The organism is Streptomyces sp. NPDC127114 (genome assembly GCF_042677525.1).
Lineage (GTDB): Bacteria > Actinomycetota > Actinomycetes > Streptomycetales > Streptomycetaceae > Streptomyces.
On the sequence record NZ_JBHXTJ010000064.1, the window covers coordinates 1 to 21,034 of the forward strand.

The following is a 21,034-nucleotide window of genomic DNA, read 5'->3' on the forward strand; positions in this document are numbered from 1 at the left end:
TTTATTTCTTACCGTTTTTTGTTTGGTTTGGGTGGGGGGTGGGGGTTTTGGGGGGGGGCCCGGGCGGCCCCGCGGCGTGGGGGGGGGACATCGGCGGCGGGCCGGCCGTCGGCTCGTCCTACCGGTAGGTGGCGAGCTCGCCCGTGCGACGCACGTCGAGGGTCACGCAGTGGAAACCGCCGCCCAGCGAGCGGGCGTGGGTGAGCTGCGCCGGGATGCACTCGACGCCGTGGCTCTCGAGCACCCGGATGAGGTCCACCTGGCGCTTGTCGATGATGACCTTGCCGGGCCCGACCGTCAGGAAGTTCATCCCGATCCACACCGACCCGCGCGGGTGGGGGCCGACGAAGCCCTGGTCCACCAGCTCCGGGCACTCGATCCTGTCCCAGCCGCGCAGGAAGTCGGGCATGTTGCGGTCGTTGACCCGGGACGGGTTGACCAGCACGAGTCCGGGGCGCAGCGGCGCGATGGTGGAGTCGATGTGCGTGGAGGTGTAGATGCCCGGGCACGGGTGCACGGTGTACTCGTCGCCGAGCGCCGCCTGCAGCCAGCGGGCGCCGAGCATGTTGCCGCTGTCCGAGACCTGGTAGAGCACGTCCGTGCCGAACTTGAGCACGTTGGCCGCGTCGAAGACCGGTTCCAGGTTCTTCAGCCGCTCGCCGGGAGCCGCGCTCGGCTCGTACATGTCGTCCGTCAGCTGGGGCTTGGGCGCGGAGATCCACCGCGCGCCGCTCTCCAGGTACTCGATGAACAGGTCCTTGTAGGCGAAGCCTTCGAGCCACCGGGACCGCAGCACCATGGGCGACTCGATGAGGGTCTTCCCGACGGCGAGGAAGCCGTCCCGAGGGCAGTAGTCGTGGAATCCGTCCGTGCTCCAGTCCGGCGTGGAGACGACCGACTTGTGGTCGCGCCCGCCGGGCCGCCGCACCTTCACGCCGAGTCCGGTGAGAATGTCGACGAGTTCCTCGAGCTCGGCCTCGGTCTGCTCGACGACGTGCGCGGGATACGGGCCGGGGACGATCTCCTCCGGGTTGTCGATGTCACCGTATTCCGCGGCGAGCAGACTCCGGTCGGTGACGGGCACCCGTGCGCCGGCGATGGTGCCGACGACGATCTCCTCCAGCGGATCCCATTCCGTGTACACGTCCACCAGGCTCATCGGGTTGTCCCTCCCATGCCGGGCGCCGCCGACGCGGCACCGGTCAGCCGTTCGAACACCGCTTTTTCCGCAACACCGGCATTCCGGCCGGGGTTCGGAATCCCGTCAAGCGTGGCACGGGCGGCGCCCCGGCCGGGTAAGCGAGATGCGGAGCCGAGAGGGCCGAAGGTAAACGCGGTGCGTCCCCGCGAATGAGCTTGTCGAGGACGCGCGGAGCGACGCCGGCGGACCCGCGCCCGTGATGCCGCCCCGGAAGGCCCCTGGAAGGCACGGAATGGCGCCGGGAAAGACGAAATACCGGTGAGTCAGGTGACTCGACCGGTATTTCGTGAACGAATCGGGACGATCTCGCGAAAGCATCCCCATGGTGTCCGAGGGGGGACTTGAACCCCCACGCCCGATAAAGGGCACTAGCACCTCAAGCTAGCGCGTCTGCCATTCCGCCACCCGGACAAGGTGTCGTCGTCCGCGTGCTTTCCGGCCGCGGCGACGGAGATCAATCTACCAGGTGTTCGAGCCGCCGTTCACCCCGTTTCCCGTGGTCAGCGCCGTGACGGCGGCAACAGGGGCCCGGGCGTGGTCAGCGTCCCCGGTAGACGCGGGCGCTCCGGCCGTTCTCCGCGCAGGCCCACACGCCGTGCGGACAGTAGTCCGAAAGCGACTGGTAGAGCGGCGGGTGCGCGCGGAACCAGGCGAGCATGCCGCTCATGTACGCCGGGTTGTCGCCGTTGCGGAACAGCCCCCACTCCGGATACGAGATGGGCTTGCGGTGCAGCTTCGCGAAGCTCACCTGCGCGCGCAGCCCGTACGGCTCGTCCACCTGCTCCCGGAACGTCGAGCGGTGCGGCTGGTCGTAGGCGTCCATGCCGATCACGTCCACGTACGCGTCGCCCGGGTAGCAGCTCGTCCACGGCACGGCGTCCCGGCCGCGGTTCGGCGCGAAGTCGAAGCGGAAACGCTGGCCCTTGACCGCCCGCATGGTGCGCACGATGCGGCGCCAGTACTCCCGCCAGCTGTCCGGCGCGGGATGGCAGCGGTGGGTGAAGGTGACGCCGTTCATCTCCCAGCCGAGGACGAGGACGCTGTCGGCGAGCCCGTGACCGACCAGGCGCTGCGCCAGCACCCGGAAGTGGTGGTCATGGGCGCCGCTCGCGCCTTCGTCCAGCAGCCCGGCGACCTCTTCGTCGGACAGATGGGCCTCGCTGCGGTCGAGCATCGGCACGTTGAGGACGACCAGCCGCCCGGCACGGGCGGCACGCCAGGACCCCCACGGCCGCAGGAACTCCGGCGGCCCCTCGATGCTCTCCCAGTCGTCACCGGGCAGGTACGTGCGCCCCGCGGTCAGCGCTCCGCGCCCCCACCATTTCTCGAATCGCGCTATCCGTTCGATCCCGTCGGCCAGGGAGCCGGTGTACACCCCGTTCGCGGTGGGCCGCGGAGCCGGCTTGCCGTCACCGTCGGCGAGCCCGCCGGGCGAGACCAGCTGCGCCGCGGTGAACAGCGCGAGAAACACGACCACCGACCACACCCGTGAAGCACGCCTCACCCGGACCGCCCTTCCGTCCGGGCTACGCCGGCCCTCGTCGTACGTCCTCACGGCCGACCGCCCTGAGGGACCGGGCCCCGGGCGGGTCTGGCCCTCCCGAGTCTGGCGAACCACCCCCGGCCCCGCCACTCCGGTCCGCCGAGCGTGGGGCGGGCGCGGGGACGCGGTGCGGGGCACGGGGTGGGGGCCGTGCGGAGGTGCGGAGGGGGCGGCGGCACGGCGATGCGGGGACGTCGGCGGCACGGCGGTGCGGGGGTGTCGCGCGCCGGGGCAGGCTGGGCGACCCGGCCGGCTCGCGATCACCGTTTGCCATACTGCTGCGATGCCGCCGCCCCACACGCATTCGGCCCGTTCCGCACCAGCGCGCCACGAGAGCGGTGTCGTGAGCGGACGCGCGGGCAAGCCCCGCTTCCTCCGCTTCCAGAGCCCGGTGCGGCACCCGCGGGGGCACTTCCCGGGCGTCTTCGCGCTGGCCAACGGACTCGCCCGGGACGGACTCCTCAGCGAGGCGGAGCACCGGTTCTGGCGCGCTGCCAACGACTGGTACGACGCCGCGTACCCCGACCCGTCCGACACCGACCCGACCGTCTACGACCCCGATCTGAACCCCGGCGCCGCCGCCTGGTTCAAGGTCACGGCCGTCCACCTCCTGGACCGCGTGCCCGGCTACCTGTCGCTCCTGGCGGCACACGGCGTGGCCTGCGAGCGCGTCGAGTCATCGGACCCGGGACGGATCGTCTACGAGGACGCCGTCCAGGTGGTGGCGGTGCCGCGGGCGCCGGACCGGCCGGTATGAGAGGTGGCTGCCCGGTGTTCGTTCCGTGTGGTCGGCAGCGGGGGTGTGGTCCGGGCACGTAGGCTCACGGCGGCGCGGCCAGTTCGACGAGGAGGAGCCATGAACGCCACCGACGGAGACCGGCTCGGGCCGGCCGAGGCCGACGTCCGGAACGCGAAGTCGACGCTGGTCCAGCTTCTCGCCCGCGCCGGTGTCTATTCCGGTGACGCGGAGGAGCTCATCGGGATCGTCGAGGCCGGGGCCCTCGCGCTGGCGCACGAGGAACTCGGCGTTCTCGCCCGTGACGCGCCCGGGGAGAAGGGCGAGCCGTACGCCGCGGGCTGGGCCGACGGGGCCCGGACCGTCGCCGGTGGGCTCGGGGCCCGCGCCGAGCGGATCCTGCGTCAGGCCGTCGGCGCCGCCGACGAGGACGAGGGCGGAGCCGGGCAGGAGCCGCTGCCGCCGGTCGGGCGGATGGAGCTGGAGCGGGCGAAGGTGGTCGTCCTGCCGCTGTACCTGTCCTTCTCCACGGCCTCCGACCTCGACCCCGAGGTCTCCGAGCAGGTGCTCACGGCCGTGCTCAGGACGATGACGGCCCGGCAGCGGGCCGGGTACGCGGACCGGCTCACGCAGTTCGCCGCCGCCCGTCACGACCGGGTGGAGCGGATGTACGCGGAATACGGCCCGGGCAGCCCCATCGCCATCCACGGCCGCTACTCGCTGCTCCACTCCCCCACCAGCATCGCCGTCCTGGAGCGGCTCACCACGACACCCGACGCGCTGCGCGAGGAGTGGGACGCCGCCGAACTCCCGCCCGCCTGGCTGGAAGGCCTGATGACGGCATGGACCGCGTCGGCTTCCGCCGACGGGTGTCCCGGCGTGAGGAGCGAGGCGTGAGGAGCGAGGAGCGAGGCGTGAGGAGCGAGGAGCGAGGCGTGAGGCCTGCGGCCAGGTGTCCGGCGGCCCCGCCCGTCGTGTTCGTGGACACGGAGCAGGTCACCCTCGACTTCGTCGAGTGCCCGCCGCCCCCGCTCTCCGCAGATGAACGGCGCGAGGTCGACCGCCGCTGGGCCGAGACCAGGGACCGCAACCCGGCGACCTTCGACGGCCCCCTGGTCGCCGCCCTGGGCCTCGACCTGTCCGGCTCCGGCCGCGCGGTGGTGCGGTGGGCCCGGATGACGTACCGGCACCGGGCACTGCGGGCGATCCGCCCGCCCGAGGACGTCCCGGGTTCCGTGTACGTGACGGTGCTGCTGCCCACCGACGAGGGCCTGGTGCTCGGTCGCGGTTCCCGTACCACCGCCACACCCGGGCTCTGGAGCCTGCCGGGCGGCGCGGCCGAACCTCCGCCGACCGGACGGCCCTTGGATCTGGCCGCCCTCCGCGGACACGCCGTCCGCGAGCTGGCCGAGGAGGTGGGCGTCACCGCCCCGGAGTCGGAGCTGCGGCTGTGGGCGCTGACCCGGGGCACGCGCTTCGACAGCCTCGGTTTCCACTTCCTCGCACCGTCCGTCCCCGCGGACCGGGTGCGCCACCGGCACGCCGCACTCGCCGCGGCGGAGTCCGCCCGTGGCATCGGGCCCGAGCTCGACACGATCGCCTTCGCCGCGCCGGGCGGACGCGCTCCCGCCCCGCTCCCCTGCGCCGACTACCTGCCGCAGGTGCTCGAACGGTACGCCGCACGCTGACCGCCGACGGGCCTGCCGGAGCGGGGAGGCCGGGTCGACCGTCCTGGACGGCAGGACCGGGCGGGGCCACGGCCACGACGGAGGCGGGGGAGGTCTTCCGCCGTGGCGACTCCTCCAGGGCGCCGCCCGGTCCGTGCCGTTCGACGCGGTGCTCCCCGTGCCGCGGGGGTGCGCGTCGCGTGACCCATCGTGTCCCGGGCCCGGAGGCGCGGACCAGAGGTTCCCGGCTGCGTGAACGCGCGGTGGCGCGATCCCGCCACCCCGAGGGCCCGTCCCGTCGGCCTTGGGGGCCCGTGAGCTGGGCGTCCGCGCGTCTACTATGACCGGCGAGAGGTGCGCGGAGCGGAGAGGACACGTGCCCATGCGTCGGCTGGGGGAGCTCGAGGCGGAGATCATGGACCGCTTCTGGAGGTGGAGCCGGCCCGCCACGGTGCGCGAGATCGTCGACGACATCAACCGCCTGAGGGAAGTCGCCTACACGACGGTGACGACCGTGACCACGATCCTCTTCCACAAGGGCTACCTGACCCGCGCCCGGGAGGGCCGGATCTGGGTCTACCGGGCCGCGGCCACGCGCGAGGCCTACGCGGCGGCGCTGATGGCGGACGGTCTCGACGCCAGCGAGGACCGGCCCGCCGCCCTCGCCGCCTTCGTGCGGGAGCTCGACGCGGGTGAACTCGCGGCGCTGCGCGAGGCCTTGAGCTCGGCCGACGCGCCGGCGGACGGCCGCCGCTAGGCCGTCTCTTACGGATCCTGGCCGGTCCGCGACGCTCCGCGGACGGCCGCCCCTAGGCCGTCTCTTCCCGGTCTTGGCCGGGTCCGCGACGCGCCGGCGGAGCGCCTCACCCGGCCGTGGACCCGGTCCCGGGCGTGACGGCACCGCGGCCCCTCGCCGTCAGACCGCCGACGATCATGGCGAGCAGCGCCGCGACCGCGGCCGAACTGCCGACGACAAGGGTGGTGTTGGGGAGCATCAGGACGCTGCTCCCCGCGCCCACCTGCCCGGCGGCCCCGGCGAGCGCCGCCACCGCGCCCGCGCGCTCTCCCGGCACTCCGTCGAAGGCGGCGGCGTACAGCGGCATCAGGGCCAGGCCCGCGCCGGCCCCGGCGACGAGCAGGGCGGGCAGCACGCTGACGACGTAGTCCAGGTCCTCGGGTACGGCGCCGAGGGCGGCGAGTCCGGCGGCCGTGAACAGCGTGCCGGTCACGACCAGCGCCCGGGGCGTCGTGCCCGCCGAGAGCCGGTTGGCGGCCAGGCCCGCGGCGACGACCGCCGCCAGGGCGGCGGGCAGGGCCATCAGTCCGGCGGTGATCGGGCCGAAGCCGAGCATGAACTGCAGGCGCATGGTCACGAGGTAGTACAGGACGGGAAGCGCGGTGCCGAGCAGGAGGAGGGCGAGGAGCGCGCCCGTGCGGTGCCCGTCCCGGAGGGCGTCCGGCCCGAAGAGCGAATCCGGGGTCGTGCCCTGCCACCACAGGAAGCCCAGGAGCATCAGCAGCCCCACGGCGGTCAGGATCCAGCCGGGGCCGGGCGTGTCCTCGGCGACACGGACGGTGTCGAGGCCGTAGACCAGGGCGCCCAGGCCGACGGAGCCGAACAGGACCGCGCCCGCGTCGAAGCGAGGAGGCGTGCCGGGGCCCGCCGCCGCGACGGGTTCGCGTACCAGTCTCAGACCGGCGATCAGGGCGAGGACGGCCAGTGGGACACCCACGTACACGGCCATCCGCCAGCTGAGCAGCTCGGTGAAGATCCCGCTGACGAACATGCCGACCGCCGTGCCGCCGACAGCCACGCCCGCGTACACGCCGAAGGCCGTCCGGCGTTCCCTCGGGTCGGTGAAGGCCCGGGCGACCAGGGCCAGCGCGGCCGGCACGAGCAGGCCCGCCGCGACGCCCTGGAGTGCGCGGGTGGCCACCAGCATCTCCGCGGTCGCACTGCCGTTGAGCGCGGCAGCGACGAGGAACACGGTCAGGCCGGTGATCAGCGTCTTCCTGCGTCCGATGCGATCGACGAGGTGTCCGCCGAGCAGGATGACCACCGCGACCGCGACCATGTACCCCCGGAACACCGCGGTCATGAGGTCCGAACCGACGCCGAGGTCCATGTGGATGAACGAGGCCGAGCCGCCGAAGACCGTCAGGTCCAGCTCCACCAGGAGCTGCACCAGCACCGCGAGCGCCAGGATCCGCCGGCGCCTCGGGTCCGCGGGCGGTACGTCGTAGGGGTGGGCCGGGGCGGTGGCGGCGGACCACGCGGCGGCCGGCCCCGGCGGCCCGAAGCCCTGCCCGGCGGCCGGCTGGGCGGGCGCGGTCGGGGCGTAGGCGGGCGGCGTGCCGTGGGGCGGAGCACCGTGCTGGGCGAGCGCGACCCGGGGGTCCTGCTGCGCGGGTACGGCGGGCGTCGGCGGCGCGGGCGCCGCGGGCGGTGCGAAGTCCAGCAGCTGCGCCGCGTGCCGGCCGAGTTGGGCGAGCACGGAGCCCGGAAGCCACTCCTCGGTCCCGTCGGCCGCCGTGCGCTCGGCGATCTGCCGCGGGGTCGGCCGCCTGGCCGGATCCTTCTCCAGGCAGGCCCGCACGAGGTCGACCAGGGAGTCGGGTACGCCGGTGAGGTCGGCCTCCTCCTCGGCGATGCGGAAGAGATGGGCGTTCAGACCGGTGTCCGTGGCGCCGAAGAGCATGCGCCCGGTGGCCGCGTAGACGAGGACGGCACCGAGGCAGAACACGTCGCTTGCCGGGGTGAGTTCGAGGCCGCGGACCTGTTCCGGCGACATGAAGCCGGGTGAGCCGATCAGCATGCCGGTGCGGGTGTGCAGGCTGTCGCCGGCGAGGCTGTCCATGGCGCGGGCGATGCCGAAGTCGATGACGCGGGGTCCGTCCACGGTGACGAGGACGTTGGACGGCTTGAGGTCCCGGTGGATCAGTCCGGCCTCGTGGACGGTGCCGAGCGCGAGGGCGAGCCGGTTGGCGAGGGCGCGGACGGAGTGCTCGGGCAGCGGACCGTAGTCCTTCGCCACCACGGAGTGCAGGTCGGGCCCGGGGATGTACTGGGTCGCCACCCACGGCACGGCGGCCTCGTGGTCGGCGTCGAGCACCGCCGCCGTCCAGCTCCCGCCCACCAGGCGCGCGGCCGCCACCTCGCGCGCGAAGCGCCTGCGGAACTCGGAGTTCCCCGCGTACTCGGCCTGCACGACCTTCACGGCCACGGTGCGGCCGCCCTCGGAACGGCCCAGGTAGACCAGGCCCATTCCGCCCGCACCGAGCCGGGCGATGAGTCGGTACGGGCCGATGTGCGTCGGGTCTTCGGCGGTCAACTGATCCACAAGGCAGCAAGATAGTCCAACTCTCCTGCTGGCGCAGGGTACTTGGCAGGCTCTCACGCATCGTTACGGCGCAGGGCCCGGCACTCCCGGCGGCGGCGCCCGGCCGCGGACGAGCGGGCGGTGCGATCATCGGTGGTACGGCGGTATCCCCGCACCCGGACGCACCCTCCAGGAGCAGCACCGTGCAGACCCTCTCCTACAGCGACGTGAAGGCCGCGGTGGAGCGCGTCGCCGACCACGTCCGCCCGGTCGCGATCGCCCCCGCTGAGCCCGTGTACCCGCGGGACCTCCGGAGCGACGGAGAAGCGGGAGGTCCTGGAGGCACCGACGCTCCCGGAGCCCCCGAAGCTCCCGAAGCCCTCGGAGCGCCCGGCTACGAGCTCTTCCTCGCCCTGGAGTTCCTTCAGCACACCGGTTCCTTCAAGGCGCGCGGCGCACGGAACTTCCTCCAGGCGCACCGGGAGGCAGGCACCCTCTCCGAGGCGGGCGTGACCATCGCGTCCGGCGGCAACGCGGGGCTCGCGTGCGCGTGGGCGGCGGGACAGCAGGGTGTGCGGGCCACCGTGTTCCTGCCGGAGACCGCCCCGAAGGTGAAGGTCGAGCGGTTGCGGGGGTACGGCGCCGACGTGCGGCTGGTCGGCTCCGAGTACGCCGAGGCGCTCGCGGCCTGCGAGGCGTTCGCGGCGGAGAGCGGGGCGCTCGCCTCGCACGCGTACGACCATCCGCTCATCGCCGCGGGCGCGGGCACTCTCCTGGAGGAGACCCACCGGCGGATTCCCGGCCTGGACACCGTGGTGGTCTCGGTCGGCGGCGGCGGTCTCTTCGCCGGTGTCGCCACGGCCGCGCGCGAGCACGGCATCCGTACAGTGGCGGTCGAGCCGGAGAACTGCCGCGCGCTGGACGCCGCCCTGGCGGCCGGCGCTCCGGTCGACGTGACGGTGGAATCGGTGGCGGCGGACTCGCTCGGCGCCCGGCGGGTCTCCGCCGCCGCGCTGCACGCGGCCGCCCAGGACGACGTCCGTACGCTCCTGGTCCCGGACGCCGAGATCGTGCGGGTGCGCCGGGCACTGTGGGCGGATCACCGGCTCGTGGTCGAGCACGCCGCCGCCACCGCTCTGGCCGGGCTCACGGCCGGCGGCTACCGACCGGGTCCGGGCGAGAAGGTCTGCGTGGTCCTCTGCGGCGCCAACACCGATCCCACGGACCTGGTGTGAGGTGACCGGGGCGGGGCTCCGGCCTGCCCGTCGGCAGGGTGACGGTTACCCGGTCGGGGGAATGTGCGGACGCGGGCGTTGACGCCAGGCGCGCGGGTGGTACGTCGATGGCCATGCAGCCAGGCTCGTCCCCCGCGGTCGCCCCCTTCCTTCGTACGGCCGCCGCCTACGCGTGGCGGCTGCTGGTCGTCGGCACGCTCGTCTACGCGCTGTTCGCGTTGCTGGGTCGGTTCCACGAGATCGGTGTGGCGCTCTTCCTCGGTCTGGTGGTCACCGCCCTGCTGCGGCCGGTCGCGGACGTCGTCGCCCGGGGCCTGCCGCGCGCGCTCGCGGTGGCGTTGACGATGCTGGGCAGCATCGCGCTGGTCCTCGGCGTGCTGGCGCTGGTCGGCGAGGCGGTGGCGAACGAGCGGACGACGCTCGTGCGGGAGTTCCGGGACGGCGTCGAACGGATCGAGCAGTGGCTGGAGCGGCCGCCGTTCCGGCTGAATCCCGAGGCGCTGTCGGACGTGCAGGCGCGGATCGGGCAGTTCCTGTCCAGTCACCGTTCGACACTGGTCAGCGACGCCGTGAGCGGGGCCCACCATCTGGTGGCGGTGCTGGCGACGCTGGCGCTCGCGTTGTTCTCGGCAGTCCTCTTCATCCACTCGGGCGACCGCCAGTGGGCCTGGTTCCGCGAGCAGTTGCCGGCGTCCGTACGGGGCCGGGTGGAGATCGGCGGGCGCGCGGCCTGGCGTACGTTCACCGGCTACACCCACGGGATCGTGCTGGTGGCGGCGACGAACGCGGTCCTGGTGGGGATCGCGCTGTGGTTGCTCGGGGTGCCGCTGGCGGTGCCGCTCGCGCTGCTGGAGTTCGCCGCGGCGTTCATCCCGCTGATCGGCTCGCCGATCGCGCTCGCGGTCGCCGCCGTGGTCGCTCTGGCCGCCGAGGGGCCGCTGGTGGCGGCGATCGTGATCGCGCTGATCGTGGTGATCGGGCAGATCGAGGGGCATGTGCTGCATCCGCTGGTGATGAGCTGGGCCGTTCGGCTCCATCCGCTGGTGGTGGCGGTCTCGGTCGTCGCGGGTTCCATCGCGGCGGGCTTCGTGGGGGCGGTGGTGGCGGTGCCGCTGGTGTCGGTGGTGTGGTCGGTGCACTCGGCGCTGCGGGCGGCCCGTGAGACGGAGCGGGCCCTCGCGGAGGAGGGCCCGGAGGACGGTCAGGATCCGTCCGACGCTGGTCCGCCGGACAGGTCCTGACGGCGTGAGGTGAGGATGCTGACGGCGTTGGCGGTGACGACCGCGGCGATCGCGGCGGCGTCGGCCCAGCCGAGGCGCTGCCCGAGTCCGGTCCAGCCGACCAGGGCCGCGAGCACCGGGTTGACGCTCATGAAGAGGCCGAAGGCCGCGGGTGGCACGTGGCGCAGGGTGAAGAGGTCCACGAGGTACGGGACGGCCGAGGAGAGCACGCCGGCGGCGACCGCGCAGCCGAGCGCCGCGGCCGTCGGCGGGTGGCGCAGCACGACGAGGACGCCGACGGGCAGGAACATCAGCGCGGACAGGCCGGCCGCGGCGGCGCTGCCCTGGGCTCCGGGGATGCGGTTGCCGACGGTGCGGTTGAGCAGGATGTACGCGGCCCAGCAGGCGGCGCCGAGCAGGCCGAAGCCCATGCCGAGGTAGTCGGTGGAGGGCTGGGGTCGCATGAGGGTGACCACGCCCGCCGCGGCGAGCACGGCGCAGGCGGCGTCGACGCGACGGCGGGTGGCGGCCAGCGCGATGGCGAGCGGGCCGAGGAACTCCAGGGTCACGGCAAGGCCGAGCCCCACCCGGTCGATGGCCGTGTAGAGGGACAGGTTCATGGTGCCGAAGACGACCGCGAGCAGGACGACCGGCCACCACTGGTGACGGGTGAACGTGCGCAGCCGGGGCCGGTCGACGGCAATGAGGACGAGCGCGGCGACGTACTGGCGGACGGCGACGACCCCGACCGGGCCGAGGACGGGAAAGGCGAGGGACCCGGTGGCGGCGCCGATCTGGTTGGACAGACCGCTGCCGAGCATCGCGGCCACGCCGGCCGCGGAGGTGCGGGCCGCGGGAGCGGCGGCGGACGGCGGCGCGAGATCCGAGGAGGCGGGGGACGGGGCTGCGGACATGGTCCCGATCGTCCTCGCCGCAGATGCTTGCGCAAAATGCATGGCTGGATCGGATCTATACGCTGACCGTATGGATATGGAACTGCGCCAGCTGCGCTGCCTGGTCGCGATCGTCGACGAGGGCGGTTTCACGGACGCCGCGCTCGTGCTCGGCGTCTCCCAGGCCGCGGTGTCCCGCACCCTCGCCTCGCTCGAACGGAACCTGGGCGTACGGCTGTTGCGGCGCACCTCGCGGTCGGTGACGCCGACGGCGACCGGCGCCCGGGTGGTGGCGCACGCCCGCCGGGTGCTCGCCGAGGCGGAGGAGCTGGTCCGGGTGGCGGCATCGGGTGAGGGTGCGCTGCGGATCGGCTACGCCTGGTCGGCCCTCGGCCGGCACACGCCCGCGTTCCAGCGGCAGTGGGCCGCCGCTCACCCCGGCACGGAACTCCAGATGGTGCGGGTGAACTCGCCGACCGCGGGCCTCGCCGAGGGCTCGTGCGACCTGGCGGTGCTGCGCAGGCCTCTGGAGGACCGGCGCTTCGACTCGGCGATCGTGGGGCTCGAGCGGCGGCTGTGCGCCATGGCCGCCGACGAGCCGCTGGCCAGGCGCCGCTCCGTACGGCTCGCCGACCTCAGCGGGCACACGCTGCTCATCGACCGGCGCACGGGCACCACCACTCCGGAGCTGTGGCCGCCCGACTCGCGGCCGGCGACGGAGGAGACGTACGACGTGGACGACTGGCTGACGGCGATCTCCACCGGTCGCCGGATCGGGATGAGCGCGGAGGCCACGGCCAGCCAGTACCGCAGGCCCGGCGTCGTCTACCGCCCGGTGCGCGACGCCGAACCGGTCGCCGTACGTCTCGCCTGGTGGCGGGACGACCCGCATCCCGCCGCGCAGGCGGTGATCGAGCTGCTCACCGCGCTGTACCGCACACCGTGAGGGTCCGGCACGCCGGCGCCCTGCGCCCGCCAGCCTCTCTGCGCCGGTCGGCGTCCGCGGGCCAAGCGAGATCGGCACGGTCACCGGCGAGGCCCAGCCCGTCGGACCTCGCGCAGGCCGGCCCTTCCGCGCGCCGGTCGGTCTCCTTGCGCCGCACCGCCCTCCGGTGCGTCAGATCGCGTGGGCGGCGCGCATCTCCTCGACGGCGGCCGGGTCGTAGCCGAGTTCCGCGAGGATGTGCTCGGTGTGCTCGCCGACGCCTGGGACGGCGTCCATGCGCGGCCGCGTGCCGCCGAGATCGGCCGGCGGCAGGAGGGCCGGGACCTCGGTGCCGCCCGGGAGCCGCACGTCCCGCCAGCGGTCGCGGGCTTCGAGCACCGGGTGTTCCAGGAACTCCGCCATGTCGTTGACCCCGGCGTTGGCGATGCCCGCCTCGTCCAGGATCCTTCCCACGGTCGCGCTGTCGAGCTCGGTGAACCGCTCGGCGACCAGGGCGTCCAGCTCCGCCCGGTTGGCGACCCGGTCGGAGCCGGTCGCGAACCTCGGGTCCGTGACCAGTTCCGGCCGCTCCAGGAACCGTTCGCACAAGGCGGCCCATTCCCGCTCGTTCTGGATCGAGAACAGGACGTCCTTGCCGTCGGCGGCGGTGAAGGCCCCGTAGGGCGCGATGGTGGCGTGCCGGGTGCCGATGCGCGGGGGCTGCGCGCCGCCGAAGCGGGTGTAGTAGGCGGGCTGGTGCATCCATTCGGCGAGCGCCTCGAAGAGGGAGACCTCGACGGGCCGGGCGGTGCCGGTGGTGGCACGGGTGAACAGGGCGGTGAGGATGCCGCTGTAGAGGTACATGCCGCCGGCGATGTCGGCCACGGATATCCCGGCCCGGGCGGTGCCGTGCTCGTTGCCGGTGAGCGAGACGAGTCCGGTCTGGCACTGGACGAGCAGGTCGTAGGCCTTGCGGCCGGCCCAGGGGCCGGTGGTGCCGTAGCCGGAGAGGCCGGCCGCGATGAGCCGCGGGAAGCGCTCGGCGAGGGCCTCGGGGGCGAGGCCGAGGCGGGCCGCGGCGCCGGGCGCCAGGTTCTGCACGAACACGTCCGCGCCGGCGAGCAGTCGCTCCAGGACCTCGCGGCCGGCGTCCGTCTTCAGGTCGAGTGTGATCGACTCCTTGGACCGGTTGAGCCAGACGAAGTAGCTGGACTCTCCGTGCACAGTGGTGTCGTAGCGGCGCGCGAAGTCTCCGTCCCCGGGCCGCTCGACCTTGATCACCCGGGCGCCGAGGTCGGCCAGCTGACGGGTGGCGAAGGGCGCGGCCACCGCCTGTTCGAGGCTGACGACGGTGATGCCGGAGAGCGGCAGGTCTGCGGGACGTCCGGTCATCGGGGGTCCTCCTGGCGCCACGGGGTGCGGCGCGGTGTGCGGTACGGGCGTGCGGTGCGGGCGGTGCCTGGCGGGCGCGCGGGCGTGTGGGCGGGCGGTGCGGGCTTGAGGGCGGGCGCGGTCAGCGTATGACGGCCGCCGAGAGGGCGTGCAGCCGCAGGGCCAGCTGGATCTCCAGGGCGCGGGCCGGTGACTGCCAGTCGGGGCCGAGGAGCCGGCCGATCCGCTCGACGCGCTGGGCCACGGTGTTCACATGGACGTGCAGGTCGTCCTTGGTGCGGGCGGGGCTCATGCCGCTGGCGAAGTAGGCGTCCATGGTGCGCACCAGGTCCGTGCCGCGGCGCCGGTCGTAGTCGACGACCTGGCCGATGGTCCGCTCCACGAAGCCCTCGATGTCGCGGGTGTCGGCGAGGAGCAGCCCGAGGAAGCCGAGGTCCTCGGCGGCGGCGCCCTCGCCCTGCCGGTGCAGCAGCCGCAGCGCCTCCAGGCAGCGGCGTGCCTCCTCGTAGGCCGGGGCGACCTCGTCGGGGTGGGCGAGCGGGGCGGGGACGGGTGCGGAGGCGCCGACGGAGACGGGCTCGTGGAGGGCGCCACCGAGGTGCTTCGCGGTCTGCCGGGCGAGCTCGGCGGCGGTCTCTCCGGGGCCGAGCGGCAGCAGCAGGACGGTGCCGCCGTCGCGTGCCGAGGCCAGGCCGTGGCGGGTCGCGGCAAGGTGGGAGGCCGCCGAGCGCAACCGCTGCCGGTCGGCGCTCTCCCGTCCGCCGCCGTCGGGTTCGGTGTCGGCGCCGGCCCGGTCGATGCGGGCGGCGAGGACCACATGGGGTGCGTCGGTGTCGGCGCGCAGCCGGGCGGCGCGCTCGCGCAGCAGCCGCCGGTCACGGTCGGGCGCGTCGAGGAGGTCGTCGAGCAGCTCGCCGCGGACCCGCTGCTCGGCCTCGCCCGCGGAGCGGCGGGCGAGCAGCAGCAGGGACGTCACGAGGGCGGCCCGCTCCAGTGTCCGCAGGTCGACGGGGTCCAGTCCGGGCCGGTCGCGGAGCACGAGGGCGCCGAAGGTCTCGCCGCCCGCGGAGACCGAGGCGATCCAGTCGTCGCCGTCCCGGGTGGCGTGGCCCTCGGCGGTCCTCGCGGGGCCCGGCGGCTCCTCGACGAAGTCGACGGTGCCGCCGAGGACTTCGGAGACGGCCGCGGCCACGTCGTGGACCCCGCCGCCGCGCAGCACGAGCTCGGTGAGCCGGTCGTGCACCTCGGAGGCGCGCTCGATGACGCCGCTGTGCTCGCGGATGATGTCATTGGCCCGCTCCAGCTCGGCGAGGGCGGAGCGGGTCTCGGCGAGCAGGTTGGCGGTGTCGATGGCGACGGCGGCGTGCGCGGCGAAGGAGCCGAGCAGGGCGACCTGCTCGCGTTCGAAGACACGGGCGCGCCGGTCTGCGGCGAACAGGACGCCGATGACCTGGCTGCCGAGGGTGAGCGGCACGCCGAGGATCGCGACGAGGCCCTCGTCGCCGACCGCGCTGTCGATGGCCTCGGTGTGCTGGAACCGCGCGTCCTGGAAGTAGTCCTCGGTGACGTACGGCCGGGCGGTCTGGGCGACGAGTCCGCCGAGCCCCTCCCCCATGCCGAGTCTGACCTGCTGGAACCTGGCCGAGACCGAGCCCTCGGTGACCCGCATGTAGGTGTCGCCCCTGACCGGGTCGTTCAGGCTGAGGTAGGCGACCTCGGTGCCGAGCAGGGAGCGGGCGCGCTGGACGATGGCGCGCAGCACGTCGTCGAGGTCGCGCAGGCCCGCGAGGTCGTGGGCGGTCTCGAAGAGCGCGGACAGCTCGGCCTCGCGCCGCCGCCGGCCCTCCAGCTCGGCCCGGACCCGCAGCGCGAGCTGCTTGGCCTGCTCCAGTTCGGCGAGCTCCTCGGGCCCCGCGCCGCTCGCGCGGGCGAGCAGCACGGGGCGGTCGTACGCCTCGGGCGCGGCGCCGCGGGCGAGGAGCTCCAGGTAGGCGGCCTGTTCGTGGGTCATGGTCACAGGGATACCTGTCGTACGGGGGGTCGCACCAGCCCTGTGGACAACCGCCTGTGGACGACGGACGCGGCGCTCAGTGCGCCGTCCAGCCTCCGTCCAGGCTGAGCGAGGTGCCGGTGACGAAGGAGGCCTGCGGGGTGCAGAGGTACAGCACGGCCTCGGCGACCTCCTCGGGCTCGATCAGCCGCTTGAGCGCGGAGTCCCGCAGGAGGACGTCGGAGACCACCTGCTCGGCGGGGATGCCGTGGGCGGCGGCCTGGTCGGCGATCTGCCGCTCGACGAGCGGCGTGCGGACGTAGCCGGGGCTCACGCAGTTGGAGGTGACACCGTGCGGGGCGCCTTCGAGGGCCGCGGTCTTCGACAGGCCCTCCAGACCGTGTTTGGCGGCCACGTAGGCCGACTTGAAGGCGGAGGCGCGCAGTCCGTGGACGGAGGAGATGTTCACGATCCGGCCCCAGCCCCGCGCGTACATCTCCGGGAGCGCGCCCCTGATGAGCCGGAACGGCGCCTCCAGCATCACGGTCAGGACGGTGTGGAAGACGTCCGGCGGGAAGTCCTGGAGGGGCCGGACGAGCTGGAGTCCCGCGTTGTTCACGAGGATGTCGGCGCCGGCGGCCGCGGCCTCGGCGGCGTCGAGGTCGGTGAGGTCGATCAGCCGGGGCTCGACGGCGCCGGGGAGGGACCGGGCGGCATCGGTCAGCGCGTCGAGTCCTTCCGCGGCCTTGTCGACCGCTCTGACCCGGGCTCCGGCGGCGGCGAGCCGCAGCGCGCAGGCGCGGCCGATGCCGCCGGCCGCGCCGGTGACGAGCGCGGTGCGCCCGGAGAGGTCGAGGGTGACGGGCCCGGGGGCGGGGCGGGGCGCGACGGCCTGGGCCGGGACGGGTCCCGGTGTGATGGAGGCGCTCATGTGCGGCACCCTATGAAGCGGTTCCTCCCCGACCGATGTGTGCCGGACACACAGTTCAGCCCAGAGGGCTGGGGTCGAACCATGTGGGTTCGTCCTTGAGGGCCTGCTCGATGCGGAAGTGCGAGAACCGTTTCATCTCGGGCAGCTCGTCGAGCGCGAACCAGCCGACCTCCGTCGACTCGTCGTCGTTGACCCTGGCCTCGCCACCGACGGCCCGGCAGCGGAAGGACACGTCCATGAACTGGCAGCGGTCCCCGTTGGGGTAGACGACCGGCTTGCGCAGGGTCTGCACGAGCACGACCCGCTCCACCTCGGCCCTGACGCCCGTCTCCTCGTACACCTCGCGGACGGCGCAGGCGGCCGGCTGCTCGCCGGGCTCGACGATGCCGCCGACGATGGCCCACATGCCGTTGTCCGCCCGGCGGCCCAGGAGCACGCGTCCCCGGTCGTCGAAGACGACGGCGGAGACGCCGGGCAGGAAGAGCAGCTGGTGGCCGGCGGATGCCCGGATGTCGCGGATGAAGTCAGGGGTGCCCATGACTCGACCCTAGATCATCATCCGGTCGTCCCCGCCGCCGCTCGGACCTCCCGGACCCGGCACGGGTGCCGGCTCAGGCGGAGCCCTTCCGGCGGGCCCGCGCGGAGCGTGCGGCCGACCAGCCGAGACCGGCCACGGCGACCGCCACGAGGAGCGCCTCGGGCAGGGTGCCCATGCGGGTCGCCGGGGTCAGCGAGGAGCGCAGCGGCACCTTCTCGACGAGCACGTCGGGGGTGAAGAGCTCGGTCTCCGCGACGATCGTCCCGTCGGGCCGGATGACCGCGCTCACGCCGCTGGTGACGGGGACGACGACGCTGCGGCTGTGCTCCACGGCGCGCACGCGAGACATGGCGAGCTGCTGGTAGGTCATCTCGCTGCGGCCGAAGGTGGCGTTGTTGCTGGGTACGGTGATCAGCTGGGCGCCGTGGGTGACGGTGTCCCGGACCGCCCAGTCGAAGGCCGCCTCGTAACAGGTGGCGAGGCCCACCTTCGTACCGGCCAGGTCGAAGACGCCGACCTTGTTCCCCGGCCCGAAGTCGCGGCGGACGCGGTCGACGTCGCTGCTGAAGAGCCGGACGAAGGACCGCATGGGGATGTACTCGCCGAAGGGCTGGACGTGCCGCTTGTCGTACTCGGCGACCGGGCCCTTGCCCGGCTCCCACTGGATGAGGGTGTTGCGCAGCTTGCCGGTCTCGGGCGCGATGACGGAGCCGATCACGGTGGGCGCGTTCACCTGGCGCACGGCGTCGTCGATGACCTCGTACGCGTCCGGGTTGGCGTAGGGGTCGATGTCGGAGGAGTTCTCCGGCCACAGCACGAAGTCGGGCTGCGGCGCGCGGCCCGCCCTCACCTCGGCGGCGAGCTCCTTGGTGCGGTTGGCGTGGTTGTCGAGCACGGCACGCCGCTGGGAGTTGAAGTCGAGGCCGAGGCGGGGCACGTTGCCCTGGACGGCGGCGACGGTGGCGGTGCCGTCCTCCGCCGCGTCGGAGACGAGCGGCAGGGCGGCGAGGGCCCCGGTGACGGGCACCAGCACGGCGAGCGCGGCAGCGACCAGCGGGCCGCGCGCCGGGCGTGAGGGCGCCGCGACGAGGGCGGGGGCCGTCGCCGGGGAGGAGTCGAGTGCCTCGGAGGACCCAGGCGTCTCGCCGCGCTCAGGCGTCCCGGCTGACTCGGGCGTCCCGGCGGCGTCGGCGGCCTCCTCGGACGCCGGACCCGTGCCCGTACGGCTCGTCGGACCCGTGCCGGTACGGGCGCGCCGGGCGAGGACCTGGCGCAGCAGCTCGTACAGGCCGAAACCGCACAGCGCGACGCCGAAGCCGAGGACCGGCGTGCCGCCGACGGCCGCGAGCGGCAGGAAGATCCCGTCCGCCTGCCCGAAGGCGATCTTGCCCCAGGGGAAGCCGCCGAACGGCACGCGCGCGCGTGCCGCCTCACCGAGGACCCACACGGCGGCGGCGAAGACCGGCCACGCGGGCAGCCGGGAGACGACCGCGACGCCGAGGCCCACGGCCCCGACGAACAGCGCCGACACGGCGGCGAGCGCCACCCACGGCAGCGGCCCGACCTCTTCGCCGGTCCACACGAGCAGCGGCATCAGGAAGCCGAGGCCGGCCAGGTAGCCGAGGCCGAAGCCGGCCCGCGGCCGCCGGCCGCGCAGCGTCCAGCCGAGCAGCGCGAACGCGGGCAGCGCGAGCCACCACAGGGGCCGGGGCGGGAAGCTCAGGAAGAGCATCAGCCCGGACAGCAGGGCCGCACCGGGGCGCAGCAGCCGCCGAGGGCCACCGGCCCGCTCGGGGGCGGAATCGGACTCGGGCGCGTCGGCGGGGGCGATGGTGGTGCTCACGAGCCGGAGTCTACGGCGCGGGGCGCGCCCGGCAGGAGTGCGGTCGGCGCCGCGCGCCCCCGTGGCCGACGGGTTCGGGTGGCGGGCCGCGCCGGGAAGGTGTCTCGCCCCGCCACGGTCGCCGCTCCACGCGATCCGCTCAGACTCCCGCGGGTCCGGCCGGGGCCGGTGCCGTGGGAGGCGTGGTGCGGTGGAGCAGGGCGCGGATGGCGTGGACGGCGGACTCGGCGTCGTCGACGGTGACGGTGAAGGTCCGTCCGTCGCCGAGCTGCAGCACCAGGCCCTCGCCCCGGCGGACGACCACCGCGGTGCCCTTCTCGGGACGCCAGCGGTAGCCCCAGCCGCCCCACTGGCGCGGGGTGACGGACGGGGCGAACTCGGCGCCGACCACGTGCGACAGCGGGATGCGGCGACGTGGCACGCCGATGTGCCCGCAGCGCACCTCGCACGCACGGTCGTCGACCCGGACGGCGACGTGGACGAAGGCGAGCGTGCCGAAGAGCACGAGGATGCCGGCGGCGACGCAGCCGATGACGGCCATCAGGAGCGGCGCGATGCCGGAGGTCCATGGCGACTCGACGGCCAGCAGGACGCCGAGCGCCATGCAGGCGAAGCCACCGACGGCCGGCAGCCACTGCATCCGGTTGGTGGCGCGGCCGGTCCAGACCGGGGGTGCGGGTCCCTCGGGACCCGGGTTCGTGGAGTGGTCCCTCATGGTGACAGCCTAAGCACGTTCCGCTGTTGCGGCCCCTCGGCGGAGTCGTCCGGTCACCCTCAGTGGACGGCGGCCGCTTCCGCGAGGACGCGGCCTTCGGCGTAGCTGAGCGCGGCCGGGCCGAGTTCGCCCGTACGGCCGCTGAGGAGCACGGTGAGACCACCCGTAGGTGGCGCCGCCGGGTCGGCCTCGGCGCCGATCCGCCGCAGCGCCTGTGCGGCGACTGCCCCGGCGGAACCGTGCAAAACGACGGGCGGCAGGCCCTCCGTGCGGTGCAGCGCCGCCCGGATCTGCTCGGCGACGAGCTCGTAGTGGGTGCAGCCGAGGACGACGGCACGGACGTCCGGGGGCGTGAGCTCGGCGGCGGCGGCGACGGCCCGGCGCACGGCCTCGGCGTCGTCGTGCTCGACGGCGTCGGCGAGCCCGGGGCAGGGCACCTCGGTGACCTCGGCGCCGTCGGCGAAGTCGCGGATCAGGCCGCGCTGGTACGGGCTGCCGGTGGTGGCGGGCGTGGCCCAGATGGCGACCTTGCCGCCGCCGACCGCGGCGGGCTTGATCGCGGGGACGGTGCCGATCACCGGAATGCGCGGCTCCAGCTCCGCGCGCAGCGCGGGCAGGGCGTGGACGGTCGCGGTGTTGCAGCCGACGATCAGGGCGTCCGGCCGGTGGGCGGCGGCGGCCCGGGCGACGGCCAGGGCACGCCCGGTGAGGTCCTCGACGGTGCGCGGGCCCCACGGCATGCCGTCGGGGTCCGAGGACAGCACCAGATCCGCGTCGGGGCGCATACGGCGGACCGCCACCGCTGCCGGCAGCAGGCCGATTCCGGAGTCCATGAGGGCGATCTTCACCCGGTCACCCTAGCCGACCACCCCGGTTCGCCCGTCG

At 74.1% G+C, this 21,034-nt stretch carries 18 protein-coding genes and 1 tRNA gene; 7 read left to right on the top strand and 12 right to left on the bottom strand.

Annotation, left to right across the window (positions count from 1 at the left end):
- Positions 1 to 118 precede the first annotated feature (118 nt).
- The 3 genes from ACFVGS_RS35240 to ACFVGS_RS35250 all read right to left on the bottom strand — a co-directional run bounded on the left by ACFVGS_RS35240 (position 119) and on the right by ACFVGS_RS35250 (position 2,678).
- A complete protein-coding gene (locus tag ACFVGS_RS35240; RefSeq protein WP_385696324.1) occupies positions 119 to 1,159 on the bottom strand; it encodes an inosamine-phosphate amidinotransferase 1 in 1,041 nt (346 codons plus the stop codon).
- 365 nt (positions 1,160 to 1,524) lie between these two features.
- Positions 1,525 to 1,612, bottom strand: a tRNA-Leu gene (locus ACFVGS_RS35245).
- 127 nt (positions 1,613 to 1,739) lie between these two features.
- Entirely contained in the window at positions 1,740 to 2,678 is a 939-nt protein-coding gene (locus tag ACFVGS_RS35250) for a glycoside hydrolase family 26 protein (RefSeq protein ID WP_385696326.1), read from the bottom strand.
- Between the two features lie 409 nt (positions 2,679 to 3,087).
- Here ACFVGS_RS35250 and ACFVGS_RS35255 point away from each other — a divergent pair, with 409 nt between their 5' ends.
- The 4 genes from ACFVGS_RS35255 (at position 3,088) to ACFVGS_RS35270 (ending at position 5,904) form a co-directional block, all read left to right on the top strand.
- Positions 3,088 to 3,501 (top strand): hypothetical protein, encoded by a 414-nt coding sequence (locus ACFVGS_RS35255; protein WP_384408348.1) that lies wholly within the window; start codon positions 3,088 to 3,090, stop codon positions 3,499 to 3,501.
- Between the two features lie 99 nt (positions 3,502 to 3,600).
- Positions 3,601 to 4,377 (top strand): hypothetical protein, encoded by a 777-nt coding sequence (locus tag ACFVGS_RS35260; RefSeq protein ID WP_385696329.1) that lies wholly within the window; start codon positions 3,601 to 3,603, stop codon positions 4,375 to 4,377.
- A gap of 38 nt (positions 4,378 to 4,415) precedes the next feature.
- Positions 4,416 to 5,168 carry an NUDIX hydrolase gene (locus ACFVGS_RS35265; RefSeq protein ID WP_385696331.1) on the top strand — a complete coding sequence of 251 codons (753 nt, stop codon included), beginning with the start codon at positions 4,416 to 4,418 and terminating at the stop codon, positions 5,166 to 5,168.
- Positions 5,169 to 5,529: 361 nt separating this feature from the next.
- Positions 5,530 to 5,904, top strand: a complete 375-nt coding sequence (locus tag ACFVGS_RS35270; protein WP_385696334.1) for a BlaI/MecI/CopY family transcriptional regulator — start codon at positions 5,530 to 5,532, stop codon at positions 5,902 to 5,904.
- 106 nt (positions 5,905 to 6,010) lie between these two features.
- On the opposite strand, the gene ACFVGS_RS35275 is transcribed toward ACFVGS_RS35270, so the two are convergent.
- Positions 6,011 to 8,488 (bottom strand): MFS transporter, encoded by a 2,478-nt coding sequence (locus tag ACFVGS_RS35275; protein WP_385696336.1) that lies wholly within the window; start codon positions 8,486 to 8,488, stop codon positions 6,011 to 6,013.
- A gap of 182 nt (positions 8,489 to 8,670) precedes the next feature.
- Between ACFVGS_RS35275 and ACFVGS_RS35280 the strand changes: the two genes are divergently transcribed.
- Together ACFVGS_RS35280 and ACFVGS_RS35285 are read left to right on the top strand one after the other, a co-directional pair.
- Complete coding sequence (locus ACFVGS_RS35280) at positions 8,671 to 9,702, top strand: serine/threonine dehydratase (RefSeq protein ID WP_385696339.1); 1,032 nt, start codon at positions 8,671 to 8,673, stop codon at positions 9,700 to 9,702.
- A gap of 113 nt (positions 9,703 to 9,815) precedes the next feature.
- The gene (locus tag ACFVGS_RS35285; protein ID WP_385696374.1) at positions 9,816 to 10,943 is read left to right on the top strand and encodes an AI-2E family transporter; all 1,128 of its coding nucleotides are present in this window, start codon (positions 9,816 to 9,818) and stop codon (positions 10,941 to 10,943) included.
- On the opposite strand, the gene ACFVGS_RS35290 is transcribed toward ACFVGS_RS35285, so the two are convergent.
- On the bottom strand, positions 10,904 to 11,836 hold the full coding sequence (locus ACFVGS_RS35290; protein ID WP_384408360.1) for a DMT family transporter: 933 nt from the start codon (positions 11,834 to 11,836) through the stop codon (positions 10,904 to 10,906). The two genes, ACFVGS_RS35285 and ACFVGS_RS35290, sit on opposite strands and share 40 nt — an antisense overlap.
- 70 nt (positions 11,837 to 11,906) lie before the next feature.
- Between ACFVGS_RS35290 and ACFVGS_RS35295 the strand changes: the two genes are divergently transcribed.
- Positions 11,907 to 12,761 carry a LysR family transcriptional regulator gene (locus tag ACFVGS_RS35295; protein ID WP_385696341.1) on the top strand — a complete coding sequence of 285 codons (855 nt, stop codon included), beginning with the start codon at positions 11,907 to 11,909 and terminating at the stop codon, positions 12,759 to 12,761.
- Between the two features lie 171 nt (positions 12,762 to 12,932).
- Here the strand turns inward: ACFVGS_RS35295 and ACFVGS_RS35300 are convergent, their stop codons facing one another.
- The 7 genes from ACFVGS_RS35300 to ACFVGS_RS35330 all read right to left on the bottom strand — a co-directional run bounded on the left by ACFVGS_RS35300 (position 12,933) and on the right by ACFVGS_RS35330 (position 20,997).
- Positions 12,933 to 14,132, bottom strand: a complete 1,200-nt coding sequence (locus ACFVGS_RS35300) for a CaiB/BaiF CoA transferase family protein (protein ID WP_385696344.1) — start codon at positions 14,130 to 14,132, stop codon at positions 12,933 to 12,935.
- Between the two features lie 121 nt (positions 14,133 to 14,253).
- Complete coding sequence (locus ACFVGS_RS35305) at positions 14,254 to 16,143, bottom strand: helix-turn-helix domain-containing protein (protein WP_384408365.1); 1,890 nt, start codon at positions 16,141 to 16,143, stop codon at positions 14,254 to 14,256.
- Positions 16,144 to 16,219: 76 nt separating this feature from the next.
- Positions 16,220 to 17,053 carry a 3-hydroxybutyrate dehydrogenase gene (locus ACFVGS_RS35310; protein WP_385696347.1) on the bottom strand — a complete coding sequence of 278 codons (834 nt, stop codon included), beginning with the start codon at positions 17,051 to 17,053 and terminating at the stop codon, positions 16,220 to 16,222.
- Positions 17,054 to 17,108: 55 nt separating this feature from the next.
- Positions 17,109 to 17,591, bottom strand: a complete 483-nt coding sequence (locus ACFVGS_RS35315; protein WP_384408369.1) for an NUDIX domain-containing protein — start codon at positions 17,589 to 17,591, stop codon at positions 17,109 to 17,111.
- A 73-nt stretch (positions 17,592 to 17,664) separates the two neighbouring features.
- Positions 17,665 to 19,434 (bottom strand): apolipoprotein N-acyltransferase, encoded by a 1,770-nt coding sequence (lnt, locus tag ACFVGS_RS35320; protein WP_385696350.1) that lies wholly within the window; start codon positions 19,432 to 19,434, stop codon positions 17,665 to 17,667.
- 139 nt (positions 19,435 to 19,573) lie between these two features.
- Positions 19,574 to 20,149, bottom strand: coding sequence for a hypothetical protein (locus tag ACFVGS_RS35325; RefSeq protein WP_384408373.1), 576 nt, complete (start codon positions 20,147 to 20,149; stop codon positions 19,574 to 19,576).
- A gap of 59 nt (positions 20,150 to 20,208) precedes the next feature.
- The gene (locus tag ACFVGS_RS35330) at positions 20,209 to 20,997 is read right to left on the bottom strand and encodes a glutamate racemase (protein WP_385696353.1); all 789 of its coding nucleotides are present in this window, start codon (positions 20,995 to 20,997) and stop codon (positions 20,209 to 20,211) included.
- Positions 20,998 to 21,034 lie beyond the last annotated feature (37 nt).